A 17,958-nucleotide genomic window follows, 5' to 3' on the forward strand; every position below is an offset into this window, starting at 1 on the left:
CCNAAGGACGGGCCCGGCTTCCGCTCTGCGGGGTTCACCACTGCGGGTGGATCTCCGCCCGCAGGCGCCTGTCGTACACCTCGCGCACGAGAGCGTCGAACGCGGCCAGGTCGAAGCCGCCGTCGAGGAGGTCGGCCGCCGCGGCGTTCGACGCCGCCTGGGCGACCGAACGTGCGCCCGGGATGACCGAGGTGACACCGGTGCGCGACGCGATCCACGCCAGCGTCGCCGCCGGCAACGTCACATCCCCGGGCAGTGATGACTTCAGCTCGTCGGCCGCCGCCACGCCCTCGTCGAACGGCACCCCCGAGAACGTCTCGCCCTTGTCGAACGCTTCGCCGTTGCGGTTGTACGTGCGGTGGTCGTCCTTGTCGAACGTGGTGTCGCGGGTGTACTTCCCCGAGAGCAGGCCGCTCGCGAGGGGAACACGCGCGAGGACCGCCACGTTCTTCTCGGCCGCGAGCGGCAGCACCTCGTCGAGGGGCTTCAGGCGGAACGGGTTGAAGATGATCTGCAGGTTCGTCAGGTTCGGGCGACGAAGCGCCGAGAGAGCCTGGTCCATCGTCTCGACCGACGCGCCGTACGCGGCGATGACGCCCTCGGACACGAGCTGGTCGAGCGCCTCCCACGTGGCGTCGTCGTCGATCACGGTGGACGGCGGGCAGTGCAGCTGCACGAGGTCGAGGGTGTCCTGTCCGAGCAGGCGGCGGGACCGGTCGAGCCAGTCGCGGAAATTCTCCATGACGTAGTTCTCGGGCACCTGGTCTTCGCGGCGCCCCATCTTCGTCGCGACCGTGATGCCCGTGGCGTCCGTGCCCCTGAGGAACTTTCCGATGATCTCTTCCGATCGACCGTCGCCGTAGACGTCGGCGGTGTCGAAGAGCGTGACGCCGGCGTCGGCCGCGGCGCCGAGCACCGCGAGGGCCTCGTCTTCTCCGACCCCGCCCCAGTCGGGGCCAAGCTGCCAGGTGCCGAGGCCGATCGCCGAGACCTCGCGGCCGGTCCGGGAGAGGGGGCGCTGCTGCATTGCGGTTCCTTTCGACGCGTCCCTCGAGCCTAGCCAGCCCCTCCGACAGCGGGGTCGCGGGGCGGTGGATGCCGAGACCCGGCGAGCGCAACCCCGGCCTTCCCCGCGTTCCCGGCGCTTAGCGTGGCCGCCACACCGATCAGGAGGATCACCATGGACGCTCCCGCCGATCGACTCCCCGGAGCCGACGAAGAGAACATCATCCCCGAGTCCGAGGGGCTCGCCGCCGACGTTCCCGCGGGTGCCGCGGGAGCCGACACGGGTGCCGTGGGCGCCGCCCGGATCGACGCCGACGACGAGGCCCGCATCCAGAACATCTCGAGCCAGAACGACCTGCCCGGTGTCGGCACGCGCGCAGCCGACGGCCCTACGGAGCGCGACACCCACGGCGACGGCGTCTCCACCTCCCGCCACACCGAGGATGCCGACGACTCCGGGCAGGAGGCGGGCGCTCCGGCATCCTCGCCGCGGACCGCCGACGGTGGTGGGCCGCACATCGACAGCGAGGACCCCATCGCGAAGTTCCAGCCGGGCGTGGACCGCGATTCGGCGGCGTCCAGCAAGATCGCCCGGAGCCTGCCCGACCCTGACAGAGCCTGACCGATACGCGCGGCGGGGTCCCGGTCCCTTCGACAGGCTCAGGGACCTCGTAAAGCCCGCACACGCGGGATCCCGGTCCCATCGACAGGCTCAGGGACCTCGCCGACGGAGGAGGCTGAGCCTGTCGAAACCTCCGGCCGCGCACCGGGGCTCGCGCCGCCCACCCCGGAGACGTCGCCACGAGGGGGAATCGCTCGCGCCTGGCAGGCTGGGACGATGGACGACCTCCGCCTCGAATCGCTCCCGCCCGCGCTCGACGACTACCTCGAGTTGCGGCGCGCCTCGGGCCTCACCCCGAAGCGGCCCGACCAGGGCGGCCCGGCACTGACCAACAGCTGGGCGTGGCGGAGGATCACGGATGCCACGGGCCGGGCGGTCGCGATGGGGCGGGTGGTCGGCGACGGCGGGTGGTACTTCCTCATCGCCGATATGGCGACCCTGCCCGCGTATCAGCGGCGGGGTCTGGGCCGCCGCATCCTCGAGGAGCTCCTCGCGGAGATCCGCGCGAAGGCCCCCGAGGGGGCGTACGTGACCCTGCTCGCGGACCCACCGGGTCAGGCGCTGTACCGCAGCCTCGGTTTCACTGAGCCGACGACCGGTTCGGTGACGATGCACCAGCTGCTCACCTGACCGGCGGCGGCGCGGGTCAGGTGGCGCCTGACCCCCGCGTCACCGCGGCGCCACCCGCCGAGAGCGTGTCGCCGCCGACGCATCCGCGTCCTGCGGCCGCCGTGTCAGCGGGTCGCCGAGTCAGCGGGTCGCCGTGTCGCTCCGCTCCGACGAGGACGTCCGCCGCGCCCGCCACCCGAGCAGCAGGTCGAGCACCACGAACACCACGAGCGTGTAGCCGACGAACGGCAGCACCAGCCCGATCGCCACGGCGGCGACGAGGACCGCTCCGACTCCCCACCACGGCGCGTGGCGCAGCACACCCCGCGCGGGCGCCGACGCGAGTCCCCGTGTCGGTCGACGCTTCCACCACATCGCGTAGCCGAGCACGACGAGCGTCGCGATCCCGAGCGCGAGGGCGAACAGCGCGAGCTGGTTGACGAGGCCGAACATCGTGCCCGAGTGCAGGTCGATGCCCCACCGCGACAGCTTCGCCAGTAGGGGGTAGTCGGCGAAGTCGACCCGGTCGATCACGGTCATGCTCGAGCCGTCGATGGCCACGGCATCCACCTCCGTGGGGTAGCTGCGATGGATCTCCTGCACGACCCACGCTCTGCCCGCGGCGGACGGCGGGCGGATCTCGACGTCGCCGCTGTCGACGTTCAGGCGCTGCGAGATCGCGAGCACGGCGTCGAAGGTGGCCGCGTCGGTCTGCCCGCTCTGTGCCGATGCGGCACCGCCGTGGTGGGCGTGGTCGCCCCCGCTCGGGGCCGACCCGTCGAGCGTGGTCGTCAGCGCGGGGGTACCGCCGCCGATCGCCGCGCGCAGATCGCTCACGTTCGCTCCCGCGAAGGTGGACCACGTGATGCCCGTGGCAGAGAGGAACAGCGCCCCGAGCACGACCCAGACCCCCACCGCCGAGTGCCACCCCGACAGCCGCCGGTATCCCCCGTGACGGCGGTTCGGCCGTATCACGTCGCGACGGCCTCGACGCGACCGAGCGAATCGGCCGATCCACAGCCCCAGCCCCGCGAGGGCGACGATCCCGAGCCAGGATGCCGCGAGCTCGCTGTACCACCGGCCGACGTCGCCGAGGTGGAGCGATCGGTGCAGGTCGCTGATCCAATGCCGCAGCGGCAGCGCGCCGCTCGTGCCGTACGCGGCGAGGTCGCCGCGGATCTCGGTCGTGGCCGGGTCGACGAAGATCGCCCGCGTCGTGCTCTCGGGTAGTGACTCGTCGGCGAACATCACGCGGGTCGTGTCGCCGGGTGAGGGCGCCGGGCGCACCGCGACGGGCGACGCGCCGTCGTCGAGATAGGTCTGGGCCGCGGCGATCTGGTCGGCCAGGGGCACCGACGCGGCATCCGAGGCCGCCGTCAGCTCATGCGCGTAGATCACTTTCTCGAGCGTCGGCGTGATCGCGTACAACGCGCCGCTGACCGCAGCGACGAGGATGAACGGCCCGACGAGGAGGCCGGCGAAGAAGTGCAGGCGTCGCAGGAGCGGGGTGAACCAGCCGGCGGCCGATCTGCCCGCGCCGGACCCGGATGCCGCGGCGCCCGCCGATGCGGTGCGCGCCGACGACGACCCGACCGCGGGACCACCGGATGCCGCGGCGCCGGACGTGCCGTCGGGCTCGAGGGTCGTGGTCACGTCGGGATCCCCTCTCCGACGAGACCGCCTTCGCGGCAACCGGGAGAGAGGGCGAAGACGATCGAGCCGTCGGGGGTCGTCCACTCGTCGAGGAGGTCGAGCTCGTCGAGTCTGTTGGGGAGGGGCACGAGTTGCCTTTCGATGTCTGCCGGCCACGACACGGGCGACGGGCCCGTGTCGCGGCCAGGACCTTTCCGCCCGCGAGGACACGGAAGCGGAACGGGGGAAGCACTTTCCGAATGCGCGTGGCATCCGTCGTGGCGTGCGCGTACGCACGCCGGGGACCGACCGGCGGGCATAGCACGCCGGAACGGGTGCGACGACAGCGGGTGTCTCACGGTGGGGAGGCGCCCGAGAGGGACGCGGACGGCCGCCTCGGGTGCGGACCCCGCGTCAGGACGACCCGGAGGGACTCCTCGACACGAGGACGATCGCACCCGGCTCGAACGGCCGGATCCCCCACCCGTCGGCGGGTGGGGTAGAGCTCAGGATGCCGCGAGCGGGGGGCCGCGCCGACGGGTCGACTCGGCGATGACGGCGGAGACCGGGAGCATGTCGGCCACGATCAGCGCGGGGATGCGGCGTACCGAAGCGGGTCCGGCGACGGTGGCGACGATACGGGCACGCGAACGGACCCAAGCCACGCAGCGAACCGCGAGGTCGCGCAGGACGGTGACGGTGCGTTCGCCCCGGTGCAGCAGCGCGGTCGTGGCCACGGCGGCGACGAAGTGTCCGACCCACATCGCGGCATCCGCAGTGGCGATCGGAGCCGCGACGATCTGAGCCGAGACCTCGCCCGTCAGCAGGGGCGGGGCGCCGTGGATGTGCCCGGCGGTCCCGGAGCGGTAGCTCCCGAGCACGAACAGCGTGTGGAACGACAGCTGGCTGACGGCGACGGCGAGGCCGAGGCGCACGGGAGAGAGGCGGCGCCCGGCGAGGGTCGTGCACACCACGAACGACAGCGCGAGCGGAACCGCGATGCCGAAGACACCCGGCACCTGTCCACCGCCGGAGACGTGGGAGAGCAGAGCGACGAAGGTGGCGACGGATGCCGCGACGGTTCCCCGCGCGACGCGCGGGCCCCGGCTCTGTCGACGCATGGGCTCCATTGTGTCAGCCCCGGGTGGTTCGCTCCGAGCGACTGGATAGCATCGACCGACGACAGGAGCACCCGTGGCCGATGAGCGCACCGATCCCGACGACCGGAAGCGGACCGCGGGGCGACCCCGCGTCGTGATCGCGGGAGCGAGCGGCTTCGTCGGGCGGGCGCTGGCGCGCGCGTTCGAGGACGACGGCTACGACGTGTTCACCGTCGGCCGCGCCGGATCGGCGGTGTGGGGCGATGCGGGGGCGATCGAGCGCCTCGTCGACGGCGCCGACGTGGTGGTGAACCTCGCGGGCAAGATCGTGTCGTGCCGGTACACCGACGCGAATCGCGACGAGATCCTGCGTTCCCGCGTCGACACGACCCGAGAGCTGCACGCCGCCGTCGCCGCGGCCGCTCGTCCGCCGCGTGTGTGGATGAACGCCTCCACCGCCACCGTCTACCGGCACGAGACCGAACGCGGCAACGACGAGACCGACGGGATCCTCGGCGAGGGCTTCTCGGTCGACGTGGCGACGAGCTGGGAGCGCGCGTTCTTCGCCGGCGATCTACCCGCCACCCGTCGAGTGGCGCTGCGCATGGCGATCGTCCTCGGAGACGGGCCCGCGACCCGCATGCTCTTCGCGCTGGGGCGCCTGGGACTCGGCGGGCCGCAGCTCGACAGCTGGTGGTTCCCGCACCGTCGTTACCGCGGCATCGGCGCGCACCCCACCGGTGCGGTGTGGTCGAGCTGGCACCGCACGTCGGGACGACAGCGTTTCAGCTGGATCCACATCGACGACGTCGTGGCATCCGTCCGCTTCCTCCGCGACCGCGGCGACATCTCGGGTCCGGTCAACCTCGCCGCGCCGGGCGTCAGCGACAACCGCACGCTGATGCGCGAGATCCGGCGGGTGTCCCGGATGCCGCGGGGTGTTCCGGCCTTCCGGTGGATGCTCGATCCCGCCATGGCCCTCCTGCGCAACGAACCGGAACTCGTCCTGAAGAGCCGCTGGGCGGTGCCGCGCGTGCTCACCGAGGCGGGTTTCTCGTTCCGCCACCCCGAGCTCGGCCCCGCGCTCGACGCGGTCGCAGCCGTGCACCGGCCACGTGCGAGCGACCTGTTCTCGGCGTGAATCCATCGCACCGCACCCGCGGCGCGGACGCGCCGAGCGGCGGGAGTCCACCGCCGCGGTGACGCCAGCGGCTCGGGATCGATGGATGCCGTGCGGCGTCGCGCGCGTCAGACTTTGCGGCGCACGAAGCGCAGGACCGCCATGACGGCCCCGACGATCAGGATGATGAGGCCGATCCACAGGAGGAACTTCACAGCCTCGACGAAGACGCCGAGGAGCAGGAGGACGAGACCGACGATGACGAGGACGATGGCGAGAGCAGGCATGACCCGACCTTCCGCCTCTGCGGAGCCTCCTCCTATGGCCTTGACACCCCGACACGTGCGCGACAGTGCGCCTGTCAAGACCGCTGCGGTCGCAGCGACCCGGGTTTAGCGTCGAGCCATCACGACCCAGGAGGCGGCGATGGTTGAGCGCGATGTCAACGGACACGGCACGGGACCCGACGAGGGCGAGTACACCGATCTGCAACTGCCCGACGGGACGGAGGATCGCGGGAGCTCCGATCTGCCGGGCGAGTACGTCGACCGTCAGAACGTCGACGGCACGCGGGAGCGCCCCCGGTCCGACGAGGCGGGCGCCTACACCGACGTGCAGCTGCCCGGCGGCGACGAGTCGCGGGAGGACGTCGACGATCCCGGCGAGTACACCGACCGCGACCGTTGACCGCTCAGCGGTCCAGCGTCGTCTGGGGTGCGGAGCCGTACGCGGCGCGGTACGCCGCAGCGAACGCGGCCCGGTCGATGAAGCCCCACCGCGTGGCGACCTCGTCGACCGTGACGCAGGTCGGGTCCGCTCCGATGAGGTCGGCGTGCGCGGCGCTCACGCGGGCGGTCGCGAGGTACTCCTCGGGAGTGTCGGCGAGCTGGCCGTTGGCGGCGAAGGCGCGCCGCAGGCCCAGGGTCGAGGTGCCCACGGCGCGGGCGGCGTCGTCGATCGTGATGGCCAGCGACGCGTGATCGTCGATCCAGGCCATCGCCGAGGTGTAGATCGACGCCTGCTCCAACGCGGAGGCCCGACGCTCCCGCGGGTCGCCGGTGAGGGGGAAAGCCTCGAGGGTCGCGGCCATGAGCGACCGTCGCACGTGCGCGCGGGCGAGGGGCTCGGCCATCACCGGCAGCTGGGTCTGCGCCCAGCGGATCGTGGCGAGCCAGTAGTCGCGCATGCGGCGCGATACCGGCTCGGTGTGGGCGAAGCGGACAGTCAGCGCGTCGTCGCCGTAGATCGCTCGCGCCGACTCGGTGAGCCAGGCCACGTCGAACGCGACGAGCTGCAGCGTCGTGTCCTCGGGGTGACCCACGAATTCCTGGCCGGGCTGCACGAGGCCCGGCTCGACGCTGTACTCCCCCGAGCTCGACCCCACCGTCCATGCGTACCCCGGGGTCGAGGTGGCGAAATAGAAGCGGTCCGCCTCGTAGATCACCTCCGCACGGCATCGCCACATCAGTCGGCGCAACGAGAACGACGCATCCCCCACCGCATGCTCGGTGAACGACGCCTGATCCGCCTGGACGTCGATGCGTCCGTACTGGGCCCGCAGCCATGCCTGCGTCTCGGCCACGTCGGTGGTGCGGACGCTCGTATCGAAGAAGTCGTTCATGGGGGTATTCGCCCATCAGCGAGAACACAGGGCGCACACGCCCATGATAGTTAACCCGACCGCCTCCGTCGTCACGAAGGACCCCATGCCGAACTCGCCGTCCGTCCGCCCCATCACCCCCGACGATGCCGGTGAGGTGCTGACCGTCCAGCGCGCCGCCTTCGCGAGCGAAGCCCTGATCTACGGCGACCCCGATATGCCGCCGCTGACCCAGACCCTCGAAGAGCTGCGGGCCGAACTCGTCGAGAATCTCGGCTGCGTGGCCATGACGGCGCACCGCATCGTGGGGGCGGTACGCGCGCGCCTCGACGGCGACCTCTTGCTCATCGGGCGCCTCGCCATCGCGCCCGACCAGCAGGGTGAGGGGCTCGGCACCCTCCTCCTGGACGCCGTCGAGCAGCGGGGCCGCGAGGCCGGCGCGACCGCATCGGAGCTGTTCACCGGGGGCTTGAGCGAGGCGAATCAGCGACTGTACGAGCGGGAGGGGTATCACCGTACCGAGGAGACGGCCGACGGAGAGATCTTCTACCGCAAGCCCCTCGTCTGACGCCGCCGGCGGTTTCGACGGGCTCGGCCCCTCCCCCGCCCGGGCCGCGCACACGCCCCGGGCTCGCGGCGCAGGTCCCCGGCTCGCGGCGCTGCTCCCGGGCCCGCGGCGCATTTCCCCGGCTCGTGGCGCGGCTCCCGGGCGCGCGGCAAAGGTCCCTGAGCCCGTCGAAGGGACCGAGACCCCCACACGGCGCCCCGGCAACGCACATCGCCGGGCCCGTGGCACAGGTCCCTGAGCCCGTCGAAGGGACCGAGACCCCCACGCGGAAGAGGCCGCCGCCCGCATCCGGACGACGGCCCCTCCCTCGCCACTGCTTACGGCGTCGGCATTCCGCCGTTGACGTTCAGCGTCTCGCCGATGACGTAGCTCGACTCCGCCGAGGCGAGGTAGACGTACGCCGGAGCGAGCTCTGCGGGCTGACCCATGCGTCCGAGCGGGGTCTCCTCGCCGAACTCGTCGACCTTCTCGTCGGGCTGCCCGTCGGTGACCTGCAGCGGCGTCCAGATCGGACCGGGGGCGACGGCGTTCACGCGGATGCCCTTGGGCGCCAGCTGCTGGCCGAGGGCCTTGGTGAAGGTGTTGATGGTCGACTTCGTCGAGGCGTAGTCGACGAGGATCGGTGCGGGAGAGTACGCCTGGATCGACGTGGTGTTGATGATGGTCGAGCCGGGTGCGAGGTGGGGCACCGCCTCCTTGCAGATCCAGAACATCGCGTAGACGTTGGTCTTGAAGGTGTCGTCGAACTGCTCGTCGCTCAGCGTGGTGATGTCTTCGTTGAAGATCTGCTTCCCACCGTTGTTGACGACGATGTCGAGGCCGCCGAGGCCCTCGACGGCTTCCTTCACCAGCGTGCGGGCGTACTCGCGCTCACGCAGATCGCCGGGGATCTGCACGACGGTCGCGCCGGCATCGCGGAGGATCCCGGCGATGCGGTCGGCATCCACCTTCTCCTCGGGCAGGTACGACATCGCGACCGACGCCCCCTCCCGGGCGAAGGCGATGGCCGTGGCGGCACCGATACCGGAGTCGGCGCCCGTGATGAGAGCCTTGCGACCCGTGAGTCGGTCGGATCCGACATAGGTGTCCTCACCGAGGGCCGCCTTCGGCGTCAGTTCGGCGTCGAGCCCGGGCTCGGTCGCCTCCTGCGCCTTCGGGTCGATGTCGGCATAGAGCTTCGTGGGATCGGTGAACGTGTACTGCGTGCTCATGGCGAGTCCTTTCAGGGGGATGCCGGGGCGGAACCGCACCGGCGGGGGTCAATGTCCGCGGGGGTCAATGTCCGCGGAGGTCGGCATCGTCGACGAGATCGCGGATGACGAGGGCGGCGTTGATGAGCGCGAGGTGGCTGAGTGCCTGCGGGAGGTTCCCCCAGAACGCACCGTCGGCCTCGGCGATCATCTCCGCATAGATGCCGACGTCGTTGCCCTGGGCGACGAGCGCGTCCATCGCCTCGACCGCCTCGTCGTGCCGGCCGACGCATGCGAGGGCCGTCGCACGCCAGAAGGCGCAGGCGACGAAGGTCTGCTCCTCCTGGTCCATGCCGGTGTACCGGTACACGAGGTGGTTCTCGGTGGTGAGACGCTCGGTGATGGCATCCAAGGTCTTGGACATCCGCTCGCCGCGGTCGAAGCCGGTGGGCGCGTGCAGCAGTACCGAGGCGTCGAGGTCGTCGCTGCCGGGCGCGATCGTGTAGGCCTCGAGCTTCTCCGACCAGCAGCGTTCCTCGACCCACGCGTGGACGCGGTCGCGCTCGGCACGCCAGCGGTCGCCGTTGTCGGGGATGTGTCCGCCCGCGGCCAGCCACTGGGCGTCGTCGAGCGCCTTCCAGCAGCCCATCTTCGACGACGTGTAATGGCGCAGCTCCGGGAGCTCCCACATGCCGGAGTCCTCGCGCCGCCACAGGTCGCACGTGCGGTCGGCGACATCGGCGAGCAGGCGCCCGGTCTGGATGTCGAGACGGTTGCCGGCCTCGACGTAGGTGCGGCAGAGGGCGATGAGGTCGCCGTAGACGCCGAGCTGCAGCTGCCCCTGCGCGGGATTCCCGGTCACGACGGGCTGATTGCCGTTCCAGCCGGGCACGTCGTGCTTCTCGAGCCCGATCTCGGCGTCGCCGTCGAGGGTGTACATCACCTGCACCTCGGGGCCGTTTCTGCGGATCGTGCGCAGCAGCCACGAGATCGCCGCGTGCGTCTCCTCGCGCAGGCCGAATCCCACCCACGCGTGGGCGGTGTAGGCGAGATCGCGCACCCAGGCGTAGCGGTAGTCCCAGTTCTTGCCGCCGCGCGGGTTCTCCGGCAACGACGTGGTCGCGGCCGCCGCGATCGCACCGGTCGGGCTGAAGAGAAGGAGCTTCAGGGCCAGGGCGCTGCGCTGGACGTCATCGGCCCAGGGTCCCTCGTACGAGAACTCGTCCGACCACATCGTCCACCCGTCGACGGTGCGGTCGATGCCGCGGTCGACGTTCTTCGCGTCGGGCACACGGAGCGGTTCCCCCTCGGTGGCGGCGATCACGAGCAGATGCCGGGAGCCCGCCGCCGTGGTGAAGCCGCCGTCGATGCTCTCGTTCCCGGAGTCCGGCTCGCCGTGGAGTCCGTGCTCGTGGCCGACGACGGCGAGCGAGACGTGACCGATGCGCATGATCGAGAAGCCGTCGATACGTTCGGTCCACGGAGCCGCCGAGCGCAGCATCGTTCCCGGTTGCACGCACCAGGCGAACTCGACCTCGCCCTTCACCCCGTCGATGCGACGAGCGAGCTCGGCCCAGGGCAGGCGACCGGCGATGCCGGTCACCATCGCATCGGTGACCCTCGCGATGCCGGAGTCGGTGGTGAACGTCGTCTCGAGCACGTTCGTACGCGGGATGTATCGGCGGGTGACCTCGTACTCCCCCACCGGAGCGAGCTGGATGCACCCGCCGGCCGCTTCATCGACGATCCGCGCGAACACGGGCCGGGAGTGGATGTTGGGCAACGGCAGCCAATCGACCGAACCGTCCAGGCCGATCAGGGCGACCGTGCGACCGTCGCCGATCGCCGCGTAGTCGCGCAAGGGTCGGGACGGAGAAGGAGGGGTCGGGGGCACGTGTTCACGCTAGGAACGCTCCCGGCCGGATGGGCCGGGGTTGTCCCATCGGGTGCGAGCGGCTACGGACGGCCGACGGCTACCTCTCCTCCGGCGCGCTCGCAACCCCCGCAGGGCCCGCGGGCACCCGGCCTAACGTCGCTACCGACCCCGAGTCGAAAGGAACGCGCATGTCCACCACCACGAAGGACACTCCCACCAAGAACCGTCGTCGCCCCGCGCGCGGAGGCAGCGGCCCCGAGACCACCGACGAGCAGAACGCCGAGAAGGGCTTTCAGGCGTCGGAGAAGCTGACCGAAGCGCTGCAGGCCGTCCTGGTCGACCTGATCGAGCTGTCGGTCCAGGGCAAGCAGGCCCACTGGAACGTCGTCGGCAAGAACTTCCGCGACACCCACCTGCAGCTCGATGAGATCATCGACGCCGCGCGCGAATTCGGTGACGAGGTCGCCGAGCGCATGCGCGCGCTGCACGCTCTGCCCGACGGTCGCAGCGACACCGTCGCCGAGACCACGACGCTCCCCGAGTTCCCGCAGGGTGAGGTCGACACCGCTGAGGTCATCGACCTCATCACGGAGCGTCTCGACGCGACCGTGGGCACCGTCCGCGACGTGCACGACGGCGTCGATGAGGAAGACCCCACGAGCGCCGACATCCTGCACGGCGTGCTCGAGCGCCTCGAGCAGCTGTCGTGGATGGTCAGCGCCGAGAACCGCGTCGCCCGAAAGTCGTAATCAGCGACGAACACACCGGATGCCGGGGCCTCAGGGCCTCGGCATCCGTCGTCGTTGCGATGCCCCGGGGACGTCGACAGGCTCAGCCCCTCTGGCGCGACGCGCAGGGCCTCGCGCGAGCCCGTCCAAGGGCGGTCCCTGAGCTCGCCGAAGGGCAGTCCCTAGACCCGTCGAAGGGCGGTCCCTGAGCTTATCGAAGGGCCGTCCCTGAGCCTATCGAAGGGCCGTCCCTGAGCCTGTCGAAGGGCCGTCCCTGAGCCTGTCGAAGGGCCGTCCCTGAGCCTGTCGAAGGGCGGTCCCTGAGCCTGTCGAAGGGCGGTCCCTGAGCCTGTCGAAGGGCGGTCCCTGAGCCTGTCGAAGGCTCAGCCCCGTGCGATGAGGAAGGGAGGGTGAGGACCTTCGATCCGGGCCAACGCGATCTTGACGTCCGTCAGCGTCGCGCCCACCTCCGCGATTCGTCGGTCGACCTCCGCGAATCGGCGGTCGACCTCCGCGAATCGGCGGTCTACCTGCGCGAATCGCTCGTCTGTGCTCGCCTCGAGACGATCGAAGCGTCGATCCACGCGATCGAAACGCTCGTCCGTGCGCTGCTCCAGCCGTGCCAGCATCCACTTCATTCCGCCCAGGATGGCGACGGCGAAGGTCAGGAAGAACGCGGCGAGGGCGACGAACGCCTGCGCGGCATCGAGGGTCACGAGCGGTCCTTCCTGTCCACGGGATGCGTCGAATGTACGTCACTCCGCCTACGACGAGTCATGTGCACGTGCGATGTGCGGAGAATTTCACCCGAACCCTGCGTGTGGAGGAACCGTCAGAGCCGCAGCACCTCGGTGACCCGCACGACCGCCGTCCCCTCCTCCTCGGAGGCGGCGAGGTCGACCTCGGCGCGAATGCGCCAATCGTGGTCGCCCGCGGGATCGTCGATGGTCTGCTCGACCCGCCACCGGCCCTGTGCGGCGTCGGACTCGTCGATGTGCACGAGGGCCGACGACCGGGACGCTCCGCCGGTGCCGATCGCATCGTGCTCGTCGAAGTACCGGTCGAGAACGTCGGGCCACCCGGCATCCGGATCCAGCTCGACCAGCTCGTCATCGCGCTGCAGCGCTGCGAGCTGCACACGGCGGAACATCTCGTTGCGCACGAGCACGACGAAGGCCCGCCGGTTGGTGAGGATCGACGGCGGAGCCGGCGGCACCACGGGCGCGTCGGGATCGTCCGCCGGGTTGATCAGCTGCTCCCACTCGTCGACGAGACTCGAATCGACCTGACGGACGAGCTCGCCGAGCCAGGCGATGAGATCCAGCAGGTCGGGCGTCTGCGCATCGACAGGGACCGTCTGACGGATCGCCCGGTACGCGTCGCTCAGGTAGCGCAGCACCAGGCCCTCGCTGCGAGCCAGCTGGTAGAGCGAGACGTACTCGCCGAAGGAGCACGCCCGTTCGAACATGTCGCGCACGACCGACTTGGGCGACAGCTCGAAGTCGCGGATCCAGGGCTGGCTGGATGCGAACACCTCGTACGCCTGCGCGAGGAGGTCGTCGAGGGGTTTGGGCCAGGTGATCTCCTCGAGCAGCTCCATGCGCTCGTCGTACTCGATGCCCTCGCGCTTCATCGCCGCCACGGCCTCGCCGCGCGCGCGGAACTGCTGCTGCGACAGGATCGGGCGCGGGTCGTCGAGGGTCGCCTCGATGACGCTCACCACGTCGAGCGCGTAGTGCCCCGTGCCCACGCCGCCGGCGGCGGCCGTGGCATCCGGCCCCCTCCCCAGCTCCACCTCGGGGTCGAGCATCTCGATCGCGGCGAGCGCGAACGGCGACAACGGTTGGTTGAGCGCGAAGTTCGGCTGCAGGTCGACGGTGAGCCGAATGCGCGAGTCGCCAATATTCGTCGCTTCAGGGCCGCTCGAAGCGACGGATTCCGGCGACTCACGCGGGGGGACGACCTCGACCACGCCCGCCTGCACCAGGGTGCGGAAGATCGCGATCGCGCGGCGTGCCAACTCGTACTGGCGCGCGCGCGGCTCGTGGTTGTCGAAGACGAGGGAGCGGACGTTCGCGAACACGTCGCCGCCGCGCGCGATGACGTTGATGAGCATGGCGGCGCTGAGCTTCATCTGCGGCTGCAGCGGTTCGGGCTCGGCCACCACGAGCCGGTCGTAGCTCTGCTCGGTCCAGTTGACGAAGCCCTGCGGCGCCTTCTTGCGGACGATCTTCTTCTGCTTCTTGAGGTCGTCGCCGGCCTTGAGGATTTGAGCTGCGTTCTCGATCTCGTGGTCGGGCGCCATGACGACGACCGTTCCCGCGGTGTCGTAGCCTGCGCGGCCGGCGCGACCCGCGATCTGGTGGAACTCGCGCGCGGAGAGCTGGCGCATGCGCGTGCCGTCGTACTTGGTCAGCGCGGTCATGAGCACGGTGCGGATCGGCACGTTGATGCCGACCCCGAGGGTGTCGGTGCCGCAGATGACGCGCAGGAGCCCCCGCTGCGCGAGCGTCTCGACCAGCCGCCGGTAGCGGGGCAGCATCCCGGCGTGGTGCACGCCGATGCCGGCGCGGACGTAGCGCGAGAGCGTCTTGCCGAAGCCGGTGGTGAAGCGGAATCCGCCGATCGCCTCGGCGATCTCGTCGCGCTGCTCGCGCCCGATGATGCGGATCGACGACAGCGCCTGCGCCCGCTCCATGGCCGCGGCCTGCGAGAAGTGCACGACGTAGATCGGCGCCTGCTTGGTGTCGAGCAGCTCCTGCACGGTCTCGTGCACGGGGGTGCGGGCGTACTCGAAGTGCAGGGGCACGGGGCGCTCGACGCCGGTGACGCGCGCGGTGGGGCGGCCGGTGCGGCGGGAGAGGTCGTCGGCGATGTCGGTGACGTCGCCCAGGGTCGCCGACATCAGGATGAACTGCGCGCGTGTCAGCAGCAGCAGCGGCACCTGCCACGCCCACCCGCGGTCGGCCTCGCCGTAATAGTGGAACTCGTCCATGACGACCTGATCGACGTGCGCGTCGGCACCCTGGCGGAGGGCGAGATTCGCGAGGATCTCGGCGGTGCAGCAGACGATCGGCGCATCCGCGTTGACCGAGGAGTCGCCCGTGACCATGCCGACGTTCTCGGCGCCGAAGATGTCGACCAGCGCGAAGAACTTCTCGCTCACCAGTGCCTTGATCGGCGCCGTGTAATAGGTGCGGCCGCCCCGGGCGAGGGATGCCGCGTGCGCGGCGACCGCGACGAGCGACTTGCCCGTGCCGGTGGGCGTGGAGAGGATGACGTTCGCCCCCGAGACGATCTCGATGACCGCCTCGTCCTGCGCGGGATACAGCGTCAGGCCGCGCGAGGTCGCCCACTCGACGAAGCCGAGGTACACGGCATCCGGATCGGCACCGGTCGGCACATGTTCGAGGAGGGGGGTCACTCCCCCACCCTCTCATCCGCCGACCGGCGGGGCCCTTCGACAAGCTCAGGGACCACCCTTCGACAAGCTCAGGGACGACTCGGCGAGGTGGCTGAGCCCGTCGAAGCCACCGGTCCGCGCCCCGCGCGTCAGCCCCGGTCGGCGAAGACGCCCACGTTCTCGCCATCGAAGACGAACTGCACGCTGGTGCCGATCGGGAAACGCTCGACGAACGCGTCCGGCATCCCCTCGGCCACCACGAACTCCACCGTGGCGGGGAAGACCCCCGCGCCGCAGCCGCCGTACACGAAGTCGCCGCTGACGCCGCGCGCACCCCGCAGCGACACTTCGGAGGTCTCGAGCAGGTACACGCACGGGCTGAGGTTCTCAGTCGAATCGACCTGCGCGAAGCCCACGAAGGCGGTGACTCCGTAGAAGTCCTTGAACGCGCGCTCCGCACCCGTGCGCTGGCCGAAGATGGCCGGGGTCTCGGTGTCGGGGTCGGACTCGAGGGTGCCGACCTGCGGTGCGCCCACCGAACTCGACACGGGCACGAAAGTGACGGTGAGCGCCGTCGCCGCGCTCGCCAGCGCGGTGACGGCGGCGAGCGAGATCGCCCATGCCCACAGCTGGCGTCTCGACCGCACGAGCGGGCGGCGCTCCCGGGGGACCTCGTCCTCGGGCGCCTCGGAGTCGCCGGGGTCTCCTGCGACGTCATCGACATCGGATGCCGTCGGCCCGGCCGGGACATCCGGCCCCGGTGTCGGCGGCGGGGGCGAAGACCGCTCGCGCCGCTCGAGTTCTTCGAGAACCGACAGCCGCTCCGAGGCGACCGGGTCGTCGGCGATATCCGCGTCGGGGCCGTAGGCCCGGGCGCGCAGGCGACGCAGCTCGTGGCGTACGTCGTCGTCCATGCTGAGAATGCTTCCACACCTCGGACGGTCCGGGGTCGTCCGGCGGTCCATGCGTGGGAATAGACCGGGACGACCCGCGTTTCACCTCGTATGCGTTCCTTCGGCACCCTCTCCTTCGGCCACTACGGCCCCCTCGGCGGCGGGCACCAGCTGACCGCCGGCGACTCGATGCTGCAGGCGATCGACCTCGCCCAGGGCATGGACGACCTCGGGGTCAACGGCACCTCGTTCCGCGTGCACCACTTCGCCCGCCAACAAGCGGCGCCGATGCCCCTGCTCGCCGCGATCGCCGCCCGCACCTCGCGCATCGAGGTCGGCACCGGCGTCATCGACATGCGGTACGAGAACCCGCTCATGCTCGCCGAGGAGGCGGCATCCGTGGACCTGATCAGCGGCAACCGCCTCGCACTCGGAGTCAGCCGCGGTTCACCCGAGACGGTCGTCCGTGGATACGAGGCGTTCGGCTACACCGGGTCGACCGACCCGCGCGGGGGTGACCTCGCGCGCGAGCACTTCGACCTGTTCCTGCGCGCCGTCGACGGCGAGGGTCTCGCCGAGCGCGACCCGCACAGCCCCTTCGGCGGCGGAACGGGCCTGCAGCGCATCGAACCGCACTCCCCGGGCCTGCGACAGCGCATCTGGTGGGGCGCCGGCACCACGGCGACCGCCGAGTGGGCGGGTCGCATCGGGGTGAACCTCATGTCGTCGACGCTGCTCACAGAGGCCGACGGCACCCCCTTCGACATCCTGCAGGCGCAGCAGCTCGACGCCTTCCGCGCCGCGTGGCGCGAGGCGGGGCACGCGGGCGAGCCGCGGACCTCCGTCAGCCGCAGCATCTTCCCGATCGTCACGGCCGAGGACGAGATGTACTTCGGCGGGTCGGCGGGCAGCGACCAGATCGGCGTCATCGACGGCATGCGCTCGACCTTCGGCAAGACGTACGCGGCCACCCCCGACAGGCTGGTGGATCAGCTTCAGAACGACGCCGCGGTGATGAGCGCCGATACGCTGATGCTCACGATCCCGAGCCAGATGGGCGTGGAGTTCAACCTGCGCCTCGTCGAGAACTTCGCGCAGCACGTCGCCCCTGCCCTGGGGTGGGTGCCGACGCACGCGCAGGCCGCGGTGTGAGCGTCCTCGGCGGCATCCGTTCTCGCTGAGTCCCGGATGCCGCCGAGGTCCCAGCCGGGACGGGAAGTCGCGCTGGCCCGACGATCCCCGTCGGGCAGGTGATCGTGGCGGGCCGCTCTGCTCAGCGCAGGCCTGCGGCTGCGCGCGAGCGCGCGATCGTCTGCGTCACGAGGTACTCGCCCCACGCCACGGCGTAGGCGCCGAGGGCCGCCCACGTCCAGGCGGCGGGCAGGAGTCCGACGAGGCCGAGCAGCGACGCCACGGCCAGGGCTGTGACGACGATGAGCACGGGCAGAACGACCCGCTCCCCGACGGAGGGACCGGCGGCCCACCAGATCGCGAAGATCGCGCCGGCCGTGGCGACGAGCAGGATGACGGGGGTCCACCACGACCCGAGCGCGCCCATCGTGACCGCGGCGCCGACACCGGCGATCGCGAGCGAGGCGGTGCGCAACTGCCG

General features: G+C 70.9%; 19 protein-coding genes. 7 read left to right on the forward strand and 12 right to left on the reverse strand.

Annotated features, from left to right (window positions below):
* Positions 1-34 precede the first annotated feature (34 nt).
* Complete coding sequence (locus ACTJJP_RS07735) at positions 35-1,027, reverse strand: aldo/keto reductase (protein ID WP_440774438.1); 993 nt, start codon at positions 1,025-1,027, stop codon at positions 35-37.
* Positions 1,028-1,180: 153 nt separating this feature from the next.
* Here ACTJJP_RS07735 and ACTJJP_RS07740 point away from each other — a divergent pair, with 153 nt between their 5' ends.
* Together ACTJJP_RS07740 and ACTJJP_RS07745 are read left to right on the forward strand one after the other, a co-directional pair.
* Positions 1,181-1,627, forward strand: coding sequence for a hypothetical protein (locus ACTJJP_RS07740; protein WP_440774439.1), 447 nt, complete (start codon positions 1,181-1,183; stop codon positions 1,625-1,627).
* Positions 1,628-1,843: 216 nt separating this feature from the next.
* Entirely contained in the window at positions 1,844-2,257 is a 414-nt protein-coding gene (locus ACTJJP_RS07745; protein WP_440774440.1) for a GNAT family N-acetyltransferase, read from the forward strand.
* A 120-nt stretch (positions 2,258-2,377) separates the two neighbouring features.
* Here ACTJJP_RS07745 and ACTJJP_RS07750 read toward each other — a convergent pair whose 3' ends face one another.
* From ACTJJP_RS07750 to ACTJJP_RS07760, 3 genes are all read right to left on the reverse strand, one after another.
* Positions 2,378-3,889 carry a PepSY-associated TM helix domain-containing protein gene (locus ACTJJP_RS07750; RefSeq protein WP_440774441.1) on the reverse strand — a complete coding sequence of 504 codons (1,512 nt, stop codon included), beginning with the start codon at positions 3,887-3,889 and terminating at the stop codon, positions 2,378-2,380.
* Positions 3,886-4,017 (reverse strand): hypothetical protein, encoded by a 132-nt coding sequence (locus tag ACTJJP_RS07755; RefSeq protein ID WP_440774442.1) that lies wholly within the window; start codon positions 4,015-4,017, stop codon positions 3,886-3,888. The genes ACTJJP_RS07750 and ACTJJP_RS07755 overlap by 4 nt, the downstream gene beginning before the upstream one ends.
* A 357-nt stretch (positions 4,018-4,374) precedes the next feature.
* Positions 4,375-4,989: a hypothetical protein gene (locus tag ACTJJP_RS07760; protein WP_440774443.1), complete on the reverse strand. Its 615-nt coding sequence runs from the start codon at positions 4,987-4,989 to the stop codon at positions 4,375-4,377.
* Positions 4,990-5,062: 73 nt separating this feature from the next.
* On the opposite strand from ACTJJP_RS07760, the gene ACTJJP_RS07765 reads away from it, so the two are divergent.
* Positions 5,063-6,109: an epimerase gene (locus ACTJJP_RS07765; protein WP_440774444.1), complete on the forward strand. Its 1,047-nt coding sequence runs from the start codon at positions 5,063-5,065 to the stop codon at positions 6,107-6,109.
* A 107-nt stretch (positions 6,110-6,216) separates the two neighbouring features.
* On the opposite strand, the gene ACTJJP_RS07770 is transcribed toward ACTJJP_RS07765, so the two are convergent.
* Complete coding sequence (locus ACTJJP_RS07770; protein ID WP_440774445.1) at positions 6,217-6,375, reverse strand: hypothetical protein; 159 nt, start codon at positions 6,373-6,375, stop codon at positions 6,217-6,219.
* Between the two features lie 139 nt (positions 6,376-6,514).
* Here ACTJJP_RS07770 and ACTJJP_RS07775 point away from each other — a divergent pair, with 139 nt between their 5' ends.
* Entirely contained in the window at positions 6,515-6,775 is a 261-nt protein-coding gene (locus tag ACTJJP_RS07775; protein ID WP_440774446.1) for a hypothetical protein, read from the forward strand.
* A gap of 4 nt (positions 6,776-6,779) precedes the next feature.
* Here the strand turns inward: ACTJJP_RS07775 and ACTJJP_RS07780 are convergent, their stop codons facing one another.
* Positions 6,780-7,709: a helix-turn-helix domain-containing protein gene (locus ACTJJP_RS07780; protein WP_440774447.1), complete on the reverse strand. Its 930-nt coding sequence runs from the start codon at positions 7,707-7,709 to the stop codon at positions 6,780-6,782.
* Between the two features lie 85 nt (positions 7,710-7,794).
* Here ACTJJP_RS07780 and ACTJJP_RS07785 point away from each other — a divergent pair, with 85 nt between their 5' ends.
* The gene (locus tag ACTJJP_RS07785; protein ID WP_440774448.1) at positions 7,795-8,256 is read left to right on the forward strand and encodes a GNAT family N-acetyltransferase; all 462 of its coding nucleotides are present in this window, start codon (positions 7,795-7,797) and stop codon (positions 8,254-8,256) included.
* 317 nt (positions 8,257-8,573) lie between these two features.
* On the opposite strand, the gene ACTJJP_RS07790 is transcribed toward ACTJJP_RS07785, so the two are convergent.
* Together ACTJJP_RS07790 and ACTJJP_RS07795 are read right to left on the reverse strand one after the other, a co-directional pair.
* Positions 8,574-9,467 carry an SDR family oxidoreductase gene (locus ACTJJP_RS07790; RefSeq protein ID WP_440774449.1) on the reverse strand — a complete coding sequence of 298 codons (894 nt, stop codon included), beginning with the start codon at positions 9,465-9,467 and terminating at the stop codon, positions 8,574-8,576.
* A gap of 64 nt (positions 9,468-9,531) precedes the next feature.
* Positions 9,532-11,340 (reverse strand): glycoside hydrolase family 15 protein, encoded by a 1,809-nt coding sequence (locus tag ACTJJP_RS07795; RefSeq protein ID WP_440774450.1) that lies wholly within the window; start codon positions 11,338-11,340, stop codon positions 9,532-9,534.
* A gap of 170 nt (positions 11,341-11,510) precedes the next feature.
* On the opposite strand from ACTJJP_RS07795, the gene ACTJJP_RS07800 reads away from it, so the two are divergent.
* Positions 11,511-12,071 (forward strand): Dps family protein, encoded by a 561-nt coding sequence (locus ACTJJP_RS07800; protein ID WP_440774451.1) that lies wholly within the window; start codon positions 11,511-11,513, stop codon positions 12,069-12,071.
* Between the two features lie 362 nt (positions 12,072-12,433).
* On the opposite strand, the gene ACTJJP_RS07805 is transcribed toward ACTJJP_RS07800, so the two are convergent.
* The 3 genes from ACTJJP_RS07805 to ACTJJP_RS07815 all read right to left on the reverse strand — a co-directional run bounded on the left by ACTJJP_RS07805 (position 12,434) and on the right by ACTJJP_RS07815 (position 16,367).
* Entirely contained in the window at positions 12,434-12,766 is a 333-nt protein-coding gene (locus ACTJJP_RS07805) for a hypothetical protein (RefSeq protein ID WP_440774452.1), read from the reverse strand.
* A gap of 116 nt (positions 12,767-12,882) precedes the next feature.
* On the reverse strand, positions 12,883-15,474 hold the full coding sequence (locus ACTJJP_RS07810; RefSeq protein ID WP_440774453.1) for a DEAD/DEAH box helicase: 2,592 nt from the start codon (positions 15,472-15,474) through the stop codon (positions 12,883-12,885).
* A gap of 128 nt (positions 15,475-15,602) precedes the next feature.
* Complete coding sequence (locus tag ACTJJP_RS07815) at positions 15,603-16,367, reverse strand: hypothetical protein (RefSeq protein ID WP_440774454.1); 765 nt, start codon at positions 16,365-16,367, stop codon at positions 15,603-15,605.
* 90 nt (positions 16,368-16,457) lie between these two features.
* On the opposite strand from ACTJJP_RS07815, the gene ACTJJP_RS07820 reads away from it, so the two are divergent.
* Positions 16,458-17,498, forward strand: a complete 1,041-nt coding sequence (locus ACTJJP_RS07820) for an LLM class flavin-dependent oxidoreductase (protein WP_440774455.1) — start codon at positions 16,458-16,460, stop codon at positions 17,496-17,498.
* Positions 17,499-17,619: 121 nt separating this feature from the next.
* On the opposite strand, the gene ACTJJP_RS07825 is transcribed toward ACTJJP_RS07820, so the two are convergent.
* Positions 17,620-17,952 carry a hypothetical protein gene (locus ACTJJP_RS07825; RefSeq protein ID WP_440774456.1) on the reverse strand — a complete coding sequence of 111 codons (333 nt, stop codon included), beginning with the start codon at positions 17,950-17,952 and terminating at the stop codon, positions 17,620-17,622.
* Positions 17,953-17,958 lie beyond the last annotated feature (6 nt).

This window comes from Microbacterium sp. 22296, from assembly GCF_052045385.1.
Lineage (GTDB): Bacteria > Actinomycetota > Actinomycetes > Actinomycetales > Microbacteriaceae > Microbacterium.